Origin of the sequence: Corynebacterium sp. (assembly GCF_052107835.1) — a bacterium.
Lineage (GTDB): Bacteria > Actinomycetota > Actinomycetes > Mycobacteriales > Mycobacteriaceae > Corynebacterium.
This window is the reverse complement of record NZ_JBQEDF010000014.1, coordinates 1-18,187: the sequence shown is the minus strand read 5'-3', so window position 1 is coordinate 18,187 and position 18,187 is coordinate 1. Positions and strand designations below refer to the sequence as shown.

Sequence of the window (18,187 nt, the reverse complement as noted above, 5' to 3'; positions counted from 1 at the left end):
ATCAGGAGACGAAGGGAGCGATCGCGATGAACGGGGACCGCCAACGGCTACGCGGGCACTACGATGAGGACTTCTACTGGGAACGCGTTGACCGCAACCTGGGTTGGCTCGGCGACACCACCGAGGAACAGCGTGAACGCCAAGCACGGTTGCGCGATGCCGTGATCGGCATCGTCGGCACCGGGGGCATCGGCGGTGCCGCAGCCGCCCGCCTGGTGCGCATGGGCGCACTCAACCTGAAACTGGCCGATCCCGACCACTTCGACCTGACTAACGTGCAACGCCAGTACGGCGCCGGGCGAGACACGATCGGCCGCAACAAGGCCGAAGTCGTCGCGGAGCAGGTCTTCGCACTGACCGGGGATGCCAACATCGATGTCTTCCCCGAGGGCATCACCCCGGACACGGCTGAAGAGTTCATGGACGGCTGCGACTATGTGATGGACCAGATGGAGTTCTACCAGATCAGCAACCGCTACGCCCTCCATCGCGCCTTCCCCGCCTCGGACCGGTGCAGGTTCATGTTCAAGATCCCGACCGTCGCGCACTCGACGGTCGTGTTCACCTACACGAAGGACTCGATGCCCATCGAGGAGGTCTACGATCTCCCCGAGGATGCCGAGTTCACCCCGGACGTGATCCACCGGCTGATGGAACGCATCATGCCCGAGCATCAGGACTTCCCCTCGCCAGGCACGCTGGATGAGTGGTTCGTGGAGAAGCAGACGATGCCGATCTTCGGAGCCTGCCCGCCCCTGGCCGAAGGCGTCCTCGTTGAACGCCTCGCCCAAGAGATCATGGACTTGCCCGGCCGTACGCCTCTGCCCGTGCAGCCCGGGTACGCGCTCTTCGACACCCTGACCTGGGAAGCGAAGACCGTTGAGAAGGCGTGGTGGGCGAAATGACACGCATGGTGCTCTTCACCGAGACCAATTCCGTCTTTGGCTCTTACTTCCTCACCCGACTTGCCAGGCACGATGATGTCATCCTGGCGGCTGTGGTGCTGCGTGAACCCGGCGCACTCTGTGACTACTACCTCGATGAGCCCGAGCCCCTCGACCTCGCGAAGGACGCCGCCGAGCTGGATGTGCATACGCTGCGGCCGGCGCACATCAACACCGACGAATTCATTACCGCCATTGGGGGCCTGGCGCCGGACTACTTCATCGTCGCCAACTACCAGCTGCGGCTCGGGCAGCGACTCCTCGCGGTTCCGAGCTACGACGCCCTCAACTTCCACCCCAGCCCGTTGCCCCGCTATGCGGGGCTGGCACCGTTCTATTGGATGGCCGAGAACCACGAGACCCAGGGCGGAGTCTCCGCAGTGCGAACGACAGCTGGGCTCGACGAGGGCCCCCTCGTCGCCCAGCAACTCCTCGCGCTCACCGGGGGAGAGACGGCCAGGGAGATCCGGGACATGCACTTCGCCGCGTCCTGGCGCCTGTTCGATCTGGTGCTGCCGACACTGCTGGACCGGTCCTACCGGACCTGGGATCAAGACCTGAGCAAGCGCACCTACTTCGGCCACCCGCCCGCCGAGGCTTCGCTGGAGTCTCGCGTATGACCGCGCATCGGCGCACGGCGCTGGTCGCGACCCTCCTCGGTTTCTTCATCGTCATGCTCGATACGACCATCGTCAATGTCGCCCTCGCCGAGATCGGCACTGACCTCGACACGACGGTGGGCTCACTGCAGTGGGTCGTCGACGCTTACACCCTCGTGTTCGCCGCGTTCCTTCTCACAGCTGGGGCCGCATGCGACCGTCTCGGGGCCCGCAGGGTCTACCTCGCTGGCCTGGTGGTCTTTGCTGTGCTCTCGGCCGTGTGCGCCCTCGCTCCCACAGGCGGGTTCCTCGTCGCTGGTCGCGCCGTCCAGGGCGTGGGCGCGGCAGCGATCGTGCCGGGCTCTCTGGCATTGCTGTCGGCTGTGTACGACGATCCGAAGGAACGAGCACGCGCCATCGGGCTGTGGGGCGGCGCAGGAGGTGTTGCCGCCGCGATCGGACCGGTCCTGGGCGGAGCGCTGGTGTCGACGATCGGGTGGCGGGCGGTGTTCTGGGTCAACCTCCCCATCGTCGCTATCGGCTGTCTGCTCACCTTGTGGGCAATTCCCGCGCTCACGGGCAGTCGCGCGAGACGGGTGGACCTACCCGGACAGGTGCTCTCCGTGCTCACGCTGGTGGCAGTAACCTATGCAGTCATCACCGCAGGCGAACACGGATGGTCACCCTGGCAGGTAGCCGTGCTGATCGCCGGGGGCGTCTTCCTCGCCCTGTTCATCATCGCAGAGCGACGACACCCGGACCCGATGCTGCCGATGGCCTTGTTCACTCGTGCCCGGTTCTCCGTGGCCGCAATGGTAGGGCTCGCGCTCAACATCAGCTTCTTCGGACAACTCTTCGTGCTCTCCCTCTTCTTCCAGCAGTACCTGGGATACGAGCCGTGGCTGGCAGGCCTCGCGCTGGCACCACAGGCGTGCAGCGCCGTGGTCGCGTCACCGCTGGGCGGCCGTGCCGTCGCCCGGTGGGGCGCGTTCCCCACCATGCTCACCGGCCTGGTAGTCGGCACGATCGGCTTCAGCAGCCTCGTGCTGCTCACCGCAGAAACCCCTTACGTGGTGGTCGCGGTGTTGACCTTCACGGCTGGATTCGGGATGGCCTTCGCGATGCCGGCCGCGACCTCGGCCGCAGTGGCCTCGGCCCCGCCGGAACATGTCGGCATCGCAGGAGGAGTCATCAATGCCGCCCGCCAGACCGGCAGCGTCGTCGGCGTCGCAGTCCTCGGCGCAATGGTCGCCAGTGGAGCGTTCCTCACAGGCTTCCACACAGCCGTCGCGGTCGCCGGTGGAGTCTTCGGTGCCGCAGCGCTCGTAGTTGCTGCCACCATCATCAGTCACCTACAGGAGCCAGTTACACCTGAAGTTTAGAATCATTGTGTGATGAAGCACCATCGGAGGAGGTCGAAGAAGCCGCCAGTCGAACGCGTACTGTGCTCCGAAACTGGTAAACGCGAATACGAGCACTATGATGACGCCGTGCATGTAGCACTGAAACGGTCGCGACGGGCAGGGCCGCTGCGGATCTACGAATGCCCCTCGTGCGGGTCGTGGCACCTAACCAAGCGCCCTGACTGGGGCAAACCACCGGCGAACTAATGACACTGTACGGGTCTGTCTCGGCGAGGAACGCTCCGGAGCGCGTCTTTCCTGGACGCTCCAGGAGTTTCGTTCTCATGCATAGGCAGCCGAGGCGCGCTGCAAGGCTTGTAGCCCTGAGGTCAGTCGCCTAGGGCTTTGTACAACGTGAGGGCCAAGGCTGTGCGGTCTCTCGCATCGAGTTTCCGCAGGAGGGCCGAAACATGGTTCTTGACGGTTCCTTCGGCGAGAACAAGAGTTTCGGCGATCTCGGGGTTCGTCAGCCCACGGGCGACGAGTTCGGCCACTATGCGTTCACCGCGAGTGAGTATCGCCAGAGGCTCATCTCGGGAGTCTTTAGTTCGCATCGCTGCCTTCGCGACGCGCGGATCGATCACCATCCCACCGTCAATTACCGCATGCAATGCAGCTGTGAGTCCCTCGACAGATGTGTCTTTGAGTAGGAAGCCCGAGGCACCGGCAGCCAGTGCCGACTGCACGAGTGCATCATCATCGAAGGTCGTCAGGACCAGGACCGGCAGACCAGGGTATCGGGTGGCGCATTGGGATGTGAGTTCCACGCCGTCCATACCAGGCATGCGCGCGTCTGTGAGAACCACATCGACTTCTTCATCGGCTAGGGCCGCGAGTGCCGTTTCCCCATCCGATGCCTGGGCCACGATCTCGATCCCACCGGCCGTGGAGAGGAGCATGGTCAGGCCTCGACGTATCAGCTGCTGATCTTCAACCAACAGCACTCGTATCGAGTCTGGACTGGTCACGTCGTCTCCTCTCGGCCGGGGGCGCCAGAGCCGCTGAGCGGCACAACGACGTCGAGGTGGAACTCGCCGTCAATTCTGCGGGCGTGCATGGACCCGCCATGCTCTGCGGCGCGATCGGAAATTCCTCGCAACCCGAACCCGAAGTCGGGTACTGACTCCGGCGGTTCGGCGGCCGTGGCCCATCCGAAGTCGTTGATGACGGCCAACTCCATTCGGCGCTCCTTTACTGCGAGGAAGATACGCACTGTCCGGGCTCGGCTATGACGCAAGGCGTTGGTCAAACCTTCTTGAACTGCGCGGTAGATCAGCAGCGCGACCTCGTCATCACTGGCGAGTTCACGGTCTGACGCTTCATCACCAGACACGTCCACAGTCAGACCGGTGCCTCGGAACGATTCGGCGATGAGCTCAAGTGCGGCAAGGCCGCGGGCTCCGGCGTCTCGGACTGGATTCAGGGCTCGTACCCACATCCGCATCTCGGCGAGAGCGTCACTGGTGGTGTCCTTGGCGGTGCGGATCTCCTCCCACGCCTGGTCAACATCGATCCCACGCATCCTTTCAGCCAGTTCGAGGCTCATCGAGACAAGCGTGAGGCGGTGACCGAGCCCGTCGTGGAGTTCTCGCGCGCTCCGGGCTCGCTCGTCGGAAAGCAGGAGTTCTTTTTCCATCTCCGTGGCATGGCGCAGGCGAACGATCACCTTCTGATCATCGTGCCGACGTTTCTCGAAACTGCGCAGCGAGAGACCGAGGGCGATCCCAAAACACAAGAGCACGGCGACGGGGACGACATTGATCAATCCTTGTGTCGCACCGGCGAGAAACGCGTTCCACGACGTCAGACTGCCGAATACATGCAGGGCGAAACCTACGCACGAGATCCAGATAGTTGCATGGACCCCCGCCCTGAGAGAGACGTCAACGACGGCGAACGCGACTACCAGAAGCAGGACCGGGATGGTGAAGTCCAGGGTGCCGAAAACGGCGACCGGGGTTGCCAGGAGAACGGCAAGCATCGTCCATTCGACACCGTGGCCGGCGCGGACCACGCGCGGGCGCAGGGCCCAAAGGGCGGTGATGATCGGCACGAGAGCCAGCCATGTGATGGCGACGGGGAGGCCATCTCCTGTTTGCACCGCGTCGACGGCACGCAGAACTGCCGCGGTGAGCAGGCAACAGAGCGCGACTGCTTGGAGGACCACCAGCGTGCGCTCGACACTCACGTGGAACGAACCCATACGGTCAAGCCTAGCTTCGCTGACTGCTGAGCACCCATGACCGTGGTCATGTTTATGTCGTGACCGTGGGTGGACGCGCTGGCCCCGCGTGCGGGCATAGCGTGAAAGGCATATCAACCGCAGGAGTCCAGACGCAGAGGGGAGCAACGATGCCACTCGATCTTCAGTACTTGCGGTACTGTCAGCCAGGAAATCCGTTCTATGCTCCTGCGGTTGTTGATGAGACCGGTGACGTCTTCGATGTTTCTACCCATGCGGGTGCCGGGTGGAGTTCGAAGACCACGTACCCGTGGATCAACTGGATCCCGGATGAATGGTCATTCCCTCGGCAGGGGTGGAAGATTCACGTCTCGGCGACGTCCGAGAACGCGGAGACCGTGATCTCGACCACGGCGCGGTTTTGTTTCCGTGCCGGTTTGGCGTTCAAGCATCTGGCCTCCGCCCGCGACCTGCTGAACCAAAACAGCAAGTATGCGGACCGCTCTGCCGCGGGGAAGTTCATCACTGTCTATCCCAGCTCCGACGAGGAGTTCGCATTCGCTCTCGACGAACTTGACGGTCTCCTCGCTGGAGGTGAAGGACCGTATATCCTCTCAGACAAGCGATGGAGATCAGGGCCTGTCTACTTCCGATACGGTGCCTTCGTCCCGCCATCCGATGACGCACCCTTCGTCTCAACGTTGATCGACCCTGAAGGCAACGAAGTCGAAGATCCACGTCGGCCCACGTACACGCCTCCGGAATGGGCGACACTGCCGGAGAAGGTGGACGCTGCCGCCGGCGACGAAGACGTCCATTTCCCTTTCACGATGCGCTCTGCGCTCCATTTCTCCAACGGCGGCGGCGTGTACCTCGCTGAGGCCACAACCGATGAGTATGTTCCAGCAGGCACGAACGTCGTCTTGAAGGAAGCACGCCCCCATGCGGGGTTGGACGTCGACGGGACCGACGCAGTGGCCCGGCTCAGCCATGAAGCCGACGTGCTGCAAGGGCTGGAAGGTCTCGACTGCGTTCCGGCCTACTACGGGTCGTTCACCGCATGGGAACACCGATTCCTCGTCATGGAGCACATCCAGGGTCAGGACCTCAAACGAGAATGGATGACACGCACCCCGGTGCTGCGACCTGCTCCCTGGGATCTCCAGGACGACGCCTACGTGGCCTGGCTCGCCTCTACTGTTAAACGCCTGGATGAGGCTCTGACCGCTGTACACGATGCGGGATGGCTCCTTGGCGATATTCACCCCAAGAACGTCATCATGCGAGACGGGACCACCCCCTGTTTCATCGATTTCGAGTTCGCACACCGCATGGACCCCGACTGGCGCTGCCAGCAGGGCGCTCCGGGCTATGAACCCTTCTTCGGACTGACCGGCACGGCTGCCGATCGGTGGTCGATGGGAATGCTGGAACTGGACTTGATCTATCCCCAGGCCACGATTGCCGATCAGGGCAATGCCTGGAAGATCGAGCAGCTGCTCAACAGCGGCGCCCACTCGCTTGCTGTACCCGAGTCTGTACGCGCTTCGATCCGCAGGGCCACGGTCGATGTGTTGCCTGCGACGCGGAGGGGTGAGCTCGATGACCGAGTCCGCGGAATCGAAGCCCTCACGGATGCCAGGCTACGCGAGGAGATCACACGCGGTCTTCGGAGCCTGATGGACTGGGGCGACGAGGGTCCGCTCGCACCCGGAGACATCGCCCTGTTCGCCTCCGACGGGGCGGAGCATCAAGCAGGATACCCCTACGGTGCCGCAGGAATCATCGACCAACTACGCCGCTCACCGGCCGGGATCGACCGTCATACCGCAGATGCATGGCTGGCCGCCCGTACTGGCGACATTCACTCACGAGGTCTGCGCGGCCGGGAAGGCCTGGCGCATGCCGCGCGCGATGCTGATCTCGGTCAAACACTGACCGCCCTGGAGCCCGCATCCGGATCGGAGCCGACCGATCCGACTCTCTGGTCAGGCTGGGCCGGCGTGGGCTTGTACAACCTCGCATCAGGTGATGATCCGCTCATGGCGGCACACCACCTGGAGAGGCTCCTCGACGACGGCGTCCAGGGAGAAACCGTGGGCCTGCTCAACGGCTGGTGCGCGGCCGCGATCCTCTTCGCCAGGCTCCATGAGCAGACAGGGGAAGGCCGATATGTCTCCCTTGCCACACGCGCGATCGAGGCGGATCTCGCTCGATGCACGACAACGAAGAACGCCACCTTGGAATTCGACGAGGGCTGGCGAACCCTGCCGTATCTCGGCGTCGGCTCCCTCGGGGTCGGACTGGCGATCCTCGAACTACAGCGCGTCACGGACACACAAGTGTTCGCCGACCCCTTGGCGGGAATCGACGCGGCAGCCACCTACCACCAGTGCGCCCAAGCATCACTTGCCCACGGACTCGCCGGCTTCCTGATTTACCTCAACCGGCGAGTGCGTCATCGACCGAGCCCCGTACTCGACGAGGTCATCGCCTCACACCTTCAGTCCTTGCGCCTCCACGCCGTCACAGATGACACCGGGGTGTTCTTCCGAGGAAACCAGAATCTTCGCCTGTCGTCGGACTATCTCACCGGGGCCAGCGGCGTACTCGCCGCCCTGAACGAGATCCTCGACGACAGCCCAAGCCTCCCGTTCGGAATCTGAACGGGTGACATCCGCGGTGAAAGGAGGTGAATGATGAACCGCATCCTTGAGTTCCAGACCATTGAAGGCGAGGTCGACGCGCACGATGCCGCGCGCGTGAGCAGCTTCAGTGTGAACCCGCCGTGCCCGGGCTGGCCCAGCTCGATCACGTGGGGCAACTGCTGAGGCCCCCTCACAACCGGTGGCCGCGGTCCTGAGCGCGCACGCAATCGGAACCGTGGCCACCACCCATGACCATGTCCACCTCTCTTGACGGAAGAAGCTGCCTTGACCACGATGCTCAGCGCCACAGACCTCCGACGGGTCGTGAAATCGGGGCCGACGACGACCGACATCCTGCGCGGATGCGACCTCGAGCTGCACGGTGGCGGCCTGACGGCAGTGGTGGGACACTCCGGCTCTGGTAAGTCGTCATTGCTGATGTGCCTCAGCGGTCTCGATGAACCAACGTCGGGGACAGTCACCATTAACGGTCAGGATATCTACCGTCAATCGGCGAGCAGGCGCGCGAGCATGCTCCGAACCGAGATCGGATTCGTCTTCCAGCAGTACAATCTCGTTCCCTTCCTCACCGTCGAGGAGAACATCACGCTTCCATTCCAGCTTGATCGGGCGAAGGTGCCCCACGACACGATCAGCCACCTCGTCGAGTCGTTCGGTCTCGGCCATCGACGCCGTGCACCAGCGCGGACACTCTCCGGCGGCGAACAACAACGGACCGCGTTGTGTCGGGCTCTGGCGCGACGCCCGGGCATCGTCTTCGCCGACGAACCGACAGGAGCGCTGGATTCCCAGAGCACCGGTATCGTCCTGCACACACTGAGGCAGATGGCAGACGAGGGGCAGATGATCGTCATGGTCACCCACGATCTGGAGGCCGCAGCCTTCGCCGATACCGTCATCGTGATGCACGATGGCCGCACCGTTGACACCGTCGGCCGCACCACCAGCCAGGAGCTGTTGGGCATCATGTCTGGTCTCGGGGCCTGAGCGCATGCAACGCTACGTTCTGAGAATGTTCGCCGACGAATGGCGGCAATGGGCACCCGCTATCGCGGTCGTCGCCGTGATCGCGACGATGATCGGTCTCTGCGTCCATCAGTTCGCTTGGACGACCGCCCCGCAGTTCCGTGCCGCCGTCGCCAGCGCGGGCGTGCCCCTCGCCGAGTTCCAGATCCTCTCGGTCACCATCTACACGGTGATTGCCCTCGTCTCTTGGGTCGCCCTGACCGTGGTCGGTCGCGCAAGCATCCAAGCCACCCGCCACTCCCACGCGCTCTGGCTCCTGCTCGGGGCATCTCCACGAGCAGTGTTCCTATCCGCGTTACTTGTCCTGGTCATCGTGAGTCTCTGCGGTGCGATCCTCGGTGCCCTTGCCTCGACTCTCCTGGGTTTTTGGGCGATACCGGCGTTCAATACGGAAGTGTCTGCCAGCGTCGACCTGCCGGGATTCACCATCGCTCCTTGGGCCCCTGTGGCGATCGTTGTCATCAGCGTCGTCACGGCGATGGTCGGCGGGCTGATGCCCGCCAGGCGGGCATCCCGTATCCAACCCAGCGTCGCGCTGCGCACATTCCACCAGCCGGGCCGGCGCACTCTCTCGACGGTCTTCCGGATCATCGGCGGGTTCTTCTTCCTCGTGGGCGCCGCCGCTCTTGTCGTGGCTTCGAGCTTCGCCTCCCAGCTCGGTTCCACCGGACCCGGCCCGATGTTCAACCTCGCAGTCAACGCCGGTGGCAGTGCCTTGATCGCCGTCTACCTCCTGTGTCCCGAGATCGTCAGGTTCATCTTCTGGCTCCTTCACAAGCTCTTTGCGCGCGCAGGATTGGTGGTGCCGGCACTGGGCACTCGTGCCGCGGCAGCACGGGCACAAGTCAGTACCACGACGATTGCCCCATTGGCTGCCGGCCTTGGGGGAATCGGCCTGCTGCTGTGCGCGGTGAACTCGGTGGCCGCGATGACCCAGATCCTTCAACCTGGGACACCGACGAACCTGGCCGATGTGTGGACGATCGTGGCCGTTGTCGCCGTGTCGATGCTCGCCACGAGCGCGGCGGTGGTCGCACTGTCGGCTCGCGGACGCGGACGCGAGATCGCCTTGCTCCAGGCAGCCGGCATGCACGCAGGACAGGTCCGCGTCCTCATCGCGGCGGAAAGCTTCGCGATGTCCATAGCCGCCGCAGTCACGGCAGTCGTTCCCGTGGTCACCGGCGGACTGGTCTGCGCCTTCGTGTCAGCAGCTGCTCTCGACGGGGCCGCGGTCGTGGTGTGGCCGCTGCCGAGCATGCTGCTCGGGTTGCTCGCCTCGTGGCTCCTGCTGTTCATCATTCTGGTGATCCCGACGATCGCACCGCTGCGCGACGGACCAGGCGCACAACTGCGAGAGCAGGGACCCTGATGGGGCGGACTGCCGTCGGCGTCATCGAGCCACACATCCGTGATCTCGCCGAACACCTGCGCGCACTCGAAACACTCCGGCCTCAAGCGCAGGAACCAGCGCGTACGTCGCAAGAGCGCGTCCACACCATCCGGCTTCAGACTCCTACCGGTGCCGAGACCACCGAGACGATCACACTCCGGGCTGGAGAGTCACTCCTTCCAGCGGCAGGCAATACCATGTTCGCCGTTGTCGGCGACACCGATGGTGACGAGAACTACCGACTCCTGATTTACACCGCCGCCGCGAAGGGCGTCGAACTCGCGCATGACGAAGCTCCCGTCTCGCCTCGTGTGCGCGCCTTTGGAAGTGGGCTTCTTTGGATACGCCGAGACCGATTCCTCAGGCCGCACCAGCTGCTCTGGTGGCATCCGGAGAGCGCCCGGCCGACTGTCTTATCGGAAGAGCCGGACTCCACACGCCGCCTTGAACTTCGCAGCGTCACCGACGACACGGCGATTCTTGCCTCCCGCGGTTCAGACACCGCTCGGCATTGGATCATCTCCGGCCATGACGACACGAACCCGACCTGCCAATCGCTGACACAGCGCACCTCTGATGCGGACGTCACCATCTCGCAGCAGACAGTGGTCGTTCTCGATCGACCAAATGGGCGGCTCTGGGATTATTGCCGCGAACACGTTTTGGCCGAGACCCCGTCCGGATTCTCCGCCGAGCATCTCCAACCGTCAGGCGATGCGTTCCTTGTCATCGGAAGGGCCAACGGGCGGCAAGCTATCTGGCTGCCAGCCCACGGACCGCAAGCTATATGGACCGCGCCCCCCGCGGGCACGATGCTCCCGGCCTTCGACTCGGGCAACGAGCAACTGATACTCCTCGCCTCATCACCCGTACATCGACCCCAGGCGGTGCCGGCAGAAGTGGGAAAGAACCTTTCCCTAGAGTCCACCGGGCGCGCCTCCGCCCTGTGTCTTGATGCTGCAAGCGAAGACGACACGATGATCCCGATCACGCTCTTCCTCCCACCAGGAGAACAGACGCACCCCTTGGTCGTCCACGTGTACGGAGCCTACGGAATCAGTCTCGAAGGCCCCTTCGATCCCTTCACTGACGACCTCCTGGCTCGCGGCGTGGCCGTCGCCTATTGTCACATTCGCGGCGGAGGCGAGCTGGGCCCGCAATGGCACCGGCAAGCGACAGGCGAATACCGATACCGCACAATTGACGACCTCCTCGCCTGCTTGGCTCGACTTCGCGCCCTGCCCGCCATCGCGGCCGACCGCATCGTCGTGACCGCCGCCAGTGCGGGCGGACTGACCGCAGCCACCGCATGCCTGCGTCAACCAACATGGCTGCGAGGCCTGCACCTCGTACATCCCTTCCTCGACCCACTCGCAACCCTGACGAATTCGGCATCGAATCTGGCATCAACCGACCGGGCTGAGTACGGCGACCCCCGGCACGACCCCGCCATCCGGGATCTCCTCCAACGCCTCTCGCCCATGGCACGCATCCAGGAGCTTCCCGCACAGAGCTATCCACTCCCACGTGCCTGGATTCGTGCGGCTGAGCGCGACGCCCGAGCTGACAATGACGCCATCCATCGTTTCAGCCAGCATTATCGCGACGCCTCGAACTCACGTCGCCCCGGACACGTCATCCAACGAGTCACTCCCGGCGGTCACCTCGCGGGAGGTTCAATCGAAGCCGCAGACGACGAGAATACGCTTGCTCACGCCTGGATGCTCGATGTTCTCGGAGCACCGTACGAACCGAACAAACCCGCAGGAACAGTTGGGCGGTCGGACCCGGCTACATGCTCAACGCCCAGCACGACCCGAACCGGCTATCAAACCGAGCCGTGACGGAGAGGGAGAAACGTGGTTCACGGACCTTCCTCGAACAGCAGCAGGTGGTCGGCCCGCAATCTAGAGGCCGCGTGCCGGTCCGTCTCGGCCGGGAGTACTCCGGGTGGGGTCTTGATCTTCGGGGAGCTGCCGTTCCCGGAGTGCTGTCTCGCGGGTTTCGGCGGCGGCGCGTTTGATCTCGATAAGATACACGGCCTGATCCGGCGGCAGGCCGCGAAGCTCGGCGGCCTCGGCCCGTGTCTCTTCGGCCGAGGCCCTCCACTTGGCTGCTTTCCTGCGGGGGCTTGTGCGCAGGTAGCGGTCGGGGTCACGGCGGACCTTGTCCGCCCCGTGGATGCGCGCCAGGAGCGTCAGCCGGTCGCGGCGCTGCCGCTCCTGCATGCCGGTGCGGGTCCGCCGCGCTGCGGTCACGGTCTCGTCGGCCTCCAGCACCTCGGGGGCCTCCTCGGCCTGCTGGGCGGCGACACGGCCCGCCCACGCGTGAAGGTCGTCCGTATGCCGTGGCAGGGTTCCCCACTCTGCGGACAGGCGGCCGCGCAGGGCCTGGGTGTGCTCGCGGGCGGCGTCGTGCTCGCGCTGGGCACGCCGCTTGCCGAACCACCCGGCCGTCGCGAGTCGCCCGGCGGCCCGGGCTTCCTCGCCCGCGGCGTCGAGGTACTCGCGGCCCTCGGCCTCTGCTCGGGCCAGGAGCGGCGCGGTGGTCTTGGCCCGCACGGTGGCGGCGTGCTCCTCGGCCGTGGCGAGGGCGGTGATGCTCTCGCCCGTCTCCTCCCGATGCCGGGCCGACAGCGCAGTGAGCTGATCGCCGACGCTATCCCACCAGGCCGCCCGCTGCTCCGCCTTCTCCGCCACCCTGTCGAGCCGCGCCAGCTCCTCCGAGATCATCGAGACTGGTCCGTCCTTGACGAGACCGGCGATGGCTTCGTGTGCTCGGGTGGTGGCGTCGGTCAGGCCACGGTCGGCGCGGTCGCGGCCCATCGCCTCGACGAACTGCGCCCTCGCCTCCGTGAGGTCCGCAGCGATCACGTGGAGTTCGTTGCGGCCGCTTCCGCGGGTGACGCCGACGTAGACGGCGGCCGCGTCGAGGGCGTCGGAGAGCACCGTGTGCGCACTGTTCACGGTCGCGCCTTGGACTCCGTAGGCGGTGGCAGCATAGGCCAAGTGCACATGCTCAGCCACGTACTCGGCGGGGAGAGTGACCGTGACGTTGTGTTTGCGGTCGGTGCCGGTCTCGAACGCGTGCACCGTACCGTCCTCGCCGACGCCCTGGACGGTGAAGGCCTGCCGGTTCGCCACCCGTAGCTCGGCATCGTTCTGCCGGGCTTGCACCAGATCACCCACACCGATGGGTAGACCATCGGAGCCGGTCACGGTGCGGGTGTCGTCGACCTCGCCGGCTTCGACGCGGAGGGTGCGGATGCGCTCGTTCAGGGCGGTGGCCTCGTCGTTGGTCGCCACGGTCACCGCATCGGCGGGGGCCGTGTGCTCGGCGATGTGCTCACGCAGCCCGTCATCGTCGGCATGCAGCCGGACCAAGCCGAGGGCGTGCAACTCGTCGAAGATCGCCGCCGGGTCCTTCCCGTCGCGCATCCGCAACGTCAGGGCCGCGTACTGTTCGTCGGCGAAGCGGTGCAGCTCAGACATGTCCACGGTTGCCCCGCGGATGTGCGCGGCCATGTCGAGGACGCCGCCGCGACCGACTGCCGGGAGTTGGGCGCGGTCGCCGACGAGCGCCACCGACGCGCGAGCTTCGCGGATGATGGTGAGGAGGGCCAGGGCGGTGTCCTGGTCGAGCATCCCGGCCTCGTCCACGATCACCCGCTCACCGCGCACCAACCGTGCACCTTCGGGCGGCCCCGTGTAGACACGGCCAGTCGTGGGGTCCGTCTCGCCGCGCTTGAGGCGGGTCCAGACACCGTCGTCATTCCACCGGAACCCGTGCGCGTACACGAGCGCCGCCACGGAATCAGCCGGCACCTTCAACGTCTCACCGGCAACCTGGGCGGCCTTCTTCGTTGGCGTCACCACCCGCGCCGACCCGCCGTCGCGTTCGAGGGCTTCGATGGCGGTGGCGAGCATGGTCGTCTTCCCCGACCCAGCCGCCCCCTCGACGACCACGAGCGGGTCACGGGAGGCGACCGCGGCAGCAGCCTCAGCCTGCCCCGCGTCGAGTCCATGCCTGGCGGCGTGCGTACTGAGGTCGGGGCGGCGAGGCTCGCGATTCGGGGCCTGCGCTTCGAGCCGGTCACGCAACTGCGTCTCAGCCTGCACGACCCGCAGCGAGGTGAGGTGTGCAACATGCTCAGGGTGCACGGCATCGGGCGGGAGCACCGAGAAGCAATCTCCTATTGCAAGGTCGGTGGCGAGTTGCACGAACTCGCGCAACTCCGCAGGTGTCGCTTGCACGCCGTGGTCGGTGGTGATGCGGGTGACGTGCTCGCGGACGGTGTGCACCGTCCACGTCGACCCACCCGCCGCAGCCCGGTCCAGAGCACGGTTCGCGACCTCCTGCACGCGCAGGTCATCGACGGACACCCGCACGGGTGTCGGTGCACGGGTGAGGGTCTCGGGGTCGTAACCGGCCTCGACCAGCTCCTGCCGCCAGGCGTCTTCGTTGCCAAGGTCGGACGGTTTCTTGTTCGGCCGCTCATGCGCCCACGCCTTATGCAGCAGCCGCGCGCGGACGACGGGGCCGGGCTCCTCGCCGGGATGTGCGGCCTCCCATTCGGCCTCCAACTGCTTCAGGTTGCGTTCGACCTGATGGGCACGTTTGCTCATCACCGGGTTGAACTGCTCCAGCTCCGTGACCTCCCCGGTGACGGGATCGAGGGTGAGCCCGTGCCGGTCCAGGGTTGCGGCCAGTTGCGGGTGGGCGGCGATCACCGCGGCACCGAGTGCACGGATCGCGCCCTGCTGCTTGAACAGGACCGCAGTATCGAGGGCACGCCACTTGCCCGCGGCGGGCACGCGGGTGCCGATCTGGAAGTGCACGTGCCGGTGCGGGTCACCGGCACGACTGGTGCGGTGCACCACGGCCACCGTCTGCAACGACTCCGCCGGCACGATCTCCTGCTCCCCGCGCGGGCCAACCCGCGTGTAGGCGTGCTGGGCCAGCCACCGCCGAATCTCGGCCACCGCCTCCTGTTGCGCGGCGTCGAGGGCGTCAGAGACCTCCGGGTGCAGGGCGGCGGCGATCGACAAGCTCTTGGGGGTGTTGACGACCATCTCCGCGAACCGCGGGGAGCCCTTCCGGACCTCGCCAGCCTCGCGCGGGATGCCCATCCGCTCCCCGGTCAGCGGATGGGTCCAGTCCACCCAGCCCGCGTACTGCTCCGGGTCCAGCCCGGTGTTCGCGACGACCTCACCGGCGGCGTTGGTGATGGTGAAGTCCGCCAGCGCCGTGCCGCCTTCGAGGTAATAGTCATCCGCGGTCGACCGGTCGGATTCGAGGTACCGGCGAGCGGCCGTGCCCGGTCCACGAAAGAGGGTCACGCCGCCTTTCATGCCGGTCACCGCCTTCCTCACGAGTCGCTTCGTGAGGAAGGTGCGCGGGCACTACCGCCGGTAACATGCGTCCATTTATTTGTGTCTTCAGGCGGCGGGGCTGATCGGGGAGGCCATCGCGAGGGTGAGTTGCCGGGCTGGAGCCGATGAGTCGAGACAGCTCTGGGTGGTCCAGCGATCCGGTATGGAGGAGTCAGGGTGAGGGCGGAGACGAGTGTTGAGACTGTGGCGAGGTCGAACAGACACTAGGACCAGGAGGAAGGGGCGGGGAGGCTCGCCTCCTGAAACGCGTGTCGCTCGAGTGGTAGTCTGGGATCATCGGAAGTAAAAACGTGCGTCGCTGTTGAAGACGAGGCTCTCTACAGAGCGCACGAGCACACACGGGACGAACGGCCCGTCACTTCTTCACCGAGAAGGAGTGACCCATGATTCGTCGTCCCAGCCACCAGTCCGAGGCCGCGCAGCCGCCTCACACGCTGAAGGACGCGTGGATCGCGCTGGCCGGGCTGTCGGCCGTGTTCCTGTTCGAGATGCTCGACAACTCGATCCTCAATGTCGCCTTGCCCACCATCGGCCGGGAACTACAGGCCACCGCCACCGCATTGCAATGGGTGACTGGCGTGTACTCCGTCGTGTTCGGCGGATTGATGCTCGCGCTCAGCGCCGTCGCCGACCGCATCGGCCGACGCAAGATGATGCTGGCCGGGCTCGTGCTGCTCGGGATGACGAGTCTCGCGACAGCCTTCGTGGCCACTGCCGGGCAGCTCATCGCCGTTCGCGCGGCGATGGCGGTGGCCGCCGCGATGACCACGCCGGGCTCCCTGGCTCTCGCGTTCCGGCTCTTCGCCGATGACCGCCTCCGGGTACGCGCGATGACGGTGATCTCCACCGTAGGACTCATCGGCCTTGCCGTCGGCCCGATCGCCGGCGGCTTCGTCCTCGCCATCGCACCGTGGCAGACCCTGCTGCTGGTCAACGTGCCGATCGCAGCCATCGCCTTCATCGCGATCCGCAAAGGCATTCCCGCCGACCGGCCAGAAGAGCTTCACCGCGATCCTGTCGATATCTGGGGAGCCATCCTGGGCACCGCGGCCATCGCATCCGCATTGCTCGCCCCCGCCCTCTTCGTCGAAGTGGGCGCAGACACCTGGTTCCCCTGGGCCGGGGTGGCCGCGACCATCGCTTTCGCGGCAGCATTCGCCTGGCGCGAGCGCTCGTTCCAATACCCCCTGCTGGACCTGCAGCTGATCGCGAGCCCGCTCGTGTCCAGCGGACTGGCCTTCAAAGGCGCAGCCAACCTCGCCGTCGCAGGTATCGGGTACCTCGTTGCACTTCAGCTCCAGCTCGACTGGGGATGGACGCCCGCCCAGGCAGCACTGGGCATGCTTCCGCAAGTGATCGTCCTCGTCGCCGGCGGCGCCGTCATCTCGATCCTCGTCGACAAGCTCGGACTCGATCGAGCGGCCTGGCTCAGCGCCTCTGCCGTCGTCGTGGGCCTGGCCGTCTACGCGCTTCTGGGACGCGTCGGATACGTCTGGATCGCTGTGGCCCTCGTGCTCGTCGCGGCGGGAATGCGGGTCGTCGGCGTCGTCGCGGGAACCAACGTCATGAAAGGAGTTCCAGAAGACCGGACCACCGTCGGCGCGGCCCTGGCCGATACAGCCGGCGAGTTCGCAACCGCCGTGGGCATCGCCCTGAGCGGAACCTTCCTCGCCGCCATCTTCACCGGGCACCTCACCGCATCGGCCTGGCCGACCGAGCAGACCGCGGAGTTCCGACTCGCGGTCACCTGGGGCGGAATCGCTCTGACCGTGCTCGCGGCGGGCCTCGTCGCCTTCGGCATGCTCCGAGCCCACGGAGAGAAGAGCGCCCCAGAAATCTAGACCGAAGGGTGTTGACGGCGTGTCCGTCAAGGGAATGAACGGGGCTTCTGCAGGGGCTCTGCTTAAACGAAGAGTGAGATGAGAGAGGCGTGGTCACGGTGTTCAGGGACGAGGCGCAGTCGGTCGTTGCGCTGCACGACGTGGCGGTGACCACCAGGCCGCGCTGCGATGACCGACACCGTGGATGAAGAGGTTGAAGTGGGCCTGCTTGCCTTCCACGCCGCTCACCCCTTGACGAGTCCGCCGTCGACGATGAGGTTCTGACCCGTCACACCCCTGGCCCACGGGGAAGCGAAGAATACGACTGGGTCGGCGAGCTGATCCGGCGTCGTCACCGCCCGCAGCGGGGTGCCCGCGGCGATGCCCTCGAAGACCGCCTCAGGGGTCGCCGCCGAGGCGTCGGTGGTCAGCAGCAGCCCCCGGAGACCATGTTCACCGTGATGGCCTGCGGGCCGAGATCGTCGGCGAAGGTGCGTGTCAGGGACAGCAGCGCTGCTTTCGCCGCGGTGTAGTCGTGGTAGGGCACGACGGGGTGCTGGAAGAGGTTCGTACCGATGTTGACGATCCGGCCGAAGCCCGCCTCGACCATGCCGGGAAGGGTGGCCTGGATGACGTTGAGAGGCCCATGCACGGAGCCGGTGAACTGTGCGGTGATCTCCTCGTAGGAGATCTGGTCCGCGTGGGAGCGGGCGTCGCCGTTGAAGGAGAAGTCAGCCAGCGCGTTGTTCACGACCGTGGTG

General features: G+C 65.5%; 12 protein-coding genes and 1 pseudogene. 9 read left to right on the top strand and 4 right to left on the bottom strand.

Translation table 11 applies throughout. The annotated features are described in order from the left end of the window. Positions 1 to 26 precede the first annotated feature (26 nt). The 3 genes from ACTIL2_RS05480 to ACTIL2_RS05470 are packed head-to-tail and all read left to right on the top strand — an operon-like array spanning position 27 to position 2,925. Positions 27 to 905 (top strand): ThiF family adenylyltransferase, encoded by an 879-nt coding sequence (locus ACTIL2_RS05480; RefSeq protein WP_096167763.1) that lies wholly within the window; start codon positions 27 to 29, stop codon positions 903 to 905. After that, entirely contained in the window at positions 902 to 1,564 is a 663-nt protein-coding gene (locus tag ACTIL2_RS05475) for a formyltransferase family protein (protein WP_086589209.1), read from the top strand. Before ACTIL2_RS05480 ends, ACTIL2_RS05475 begins: the two co-directional genes overlap by 4 nt. Further along, positions 1,561 to 2,925 carry an MFS transporter gene (locus tag ACTIL2_RS05470; RefSeq protein ID WP_096157490.1) on the top strand — a complete coding sequence of 455 codons (1,365 nt, stop codon included), beginning with the start codon at positions 1,561 to 1,563 and terminating at the stop codon, positions 2,923 to 2,925. Before ACTIL2_RS05475 ends, ACTIL2_RS05470 begins: the two co-directional genes overlap by 4 nt. Before the next feature lie 350 nt (positions 2,926 to 3,275). On the opposite strand, the gene ACTIL2_RS05465 is transcribed toward ACTIL2_RS05470, so the two are convergent. Beyond that, the gene (locus ACTIL2_RS05465) at positions 3,276 to 3,914 is read right to left on the bottom strand and encodes a response regulator transcription factor (protein WP_232254143.1); all 639 of its coding nucleotides are present in this window, start codon (positions 3,912 to 3,914) and stop codon (positions 3,276 to 3,278) included. Further along, complete coding sequence (locus tag ACTIL2_RS05460) at positions 3,911 to 5,149, bottom strand: sensor histidine kinase (protein ID WP_096167735.1); 1,239 nt, start codon at positions 5,147 to 5,149, stop codon at positions 3,911 to 3,913. The genes ACTIL2_RS05465 and ACTIL2_RS05460 overlap by 4 nt, the downstream gene beginning before the upstream one ends. A gap of 149 nt (positions 5,150 to 5,298) precedes the next feature. Here ACTIL2_RS05460 and lanKC point away from each other — a divergent pair, with 149 nt between their 5' ends. From lanKC to ACTIL2_RS05435, 5 genes are all read left to right on the top strand, one after another. Then, positions 5,299 to 7,794, top strand: coding sequence for a class III lanthionine synthetase LanKC (lanKC, locus tag ACTIL2_RS05455; RefSeq protein ID WP_096167732.1), 2,496 nt, complete (start codon positions 5,299 to 5,301; stop codon positions 7,792 to 7,794). 30 nt (positions 7,795 to 7,824) lie between these two features. Continuing rightward, complete coding sequence (locus ACTIL2_RS05450; RefSeq protein WP_257943974.1) at positions 7,825 to 7,959, top strand: hypothetical protein; 135 nt, start codon at positions 7,825 to 7,827, stop codon at positions 7,957 to 7,959. Positions 7,960 to 8,070: 111 nt separating this feature from the next. Further along, positions 8,071 to 8,784: an ABC transporter ATP-binding protein gene (locus ACTIL2_RS05445; RefSeq protein WP_232254192.1), complete on the top strand. Its 714-nt coding sequence runs from the start codon at positions 8,071 to 8,073 to the stop codon at positions 8,782 to 8,784. A gap of 25 nt (positions 8,785 to 8,809) precedes the next feature. After that, positions 8,810 to 10,192, top strand: coding sequence for an FtsX-like permease family protein (locus tag ACTIL2_RS05440; protein ID WP_442336444.1), 1,383 nt, complete (start codon positions 8,810 to 8,812; stop codon positions 10,190 to 10,192). Further along, complete coding sequence (locus tag ACTIL2_RS05435) at positions 10,192 to 12,057, top strand: prolyl oligopeptidase family serine peptidase (RefSeq protein WP_096167728.1); 1,866 nt, start codon at positions 10,192 to 10,194, stop codon at positions 12,055 to 12,057. The genes ACTIL2_RS05440 and ACTIL2_RS05435 overlap by 1 nt, the downstream gene beginning before the upstream one ends. A gap of 63 nt (positions 12,058 to 12,120) precedes the next feature. Here the strand turns inward: ACTIL2_RS05435 and mobF are convergent, their stop codons facing one another. Beyond that, on the bottom strand, positions 12,121 to 15,564 hold the full coding sequence (gene mobF / locus ACTIL2_RS05430) for a MobF family relaxase (RefSeq protein ID WP_164742864.1): 3,444 nt from the start codon (positions 15,562 to 15,564) through the stop codon (positions 12,121 to 12,123). A 425-nt stretch (positions 15,565 to 15,989) separates the two neighbouring features. Between mobF and ACTIL2_RS05425 the strand changes: the two genes are divergently transcribed. Continuing rightward, a complete protein-coding gene (locus ACTIL2_RS05425) occupies positions 15,990 to 17,447 on the top strand; it encodes an MFS transporter (RefSeq protein ID WP_096157496.1) in 1,458 nt (485 codons plus the stop codon). Between the two features lie 224 nt (positions 17,448 to 17,671). On the opposite strand, the pseudogene ACTIL2_RS05420 reads toward ACTIL2_RS05425, so the two are convergent. Next, positions 17,672 to 18,187 (bottom strand): annotated as a pseudogene (locus ACTIL2_RS05420) (3-oxoacyl-ACP reductase); the annotation flags it as partial.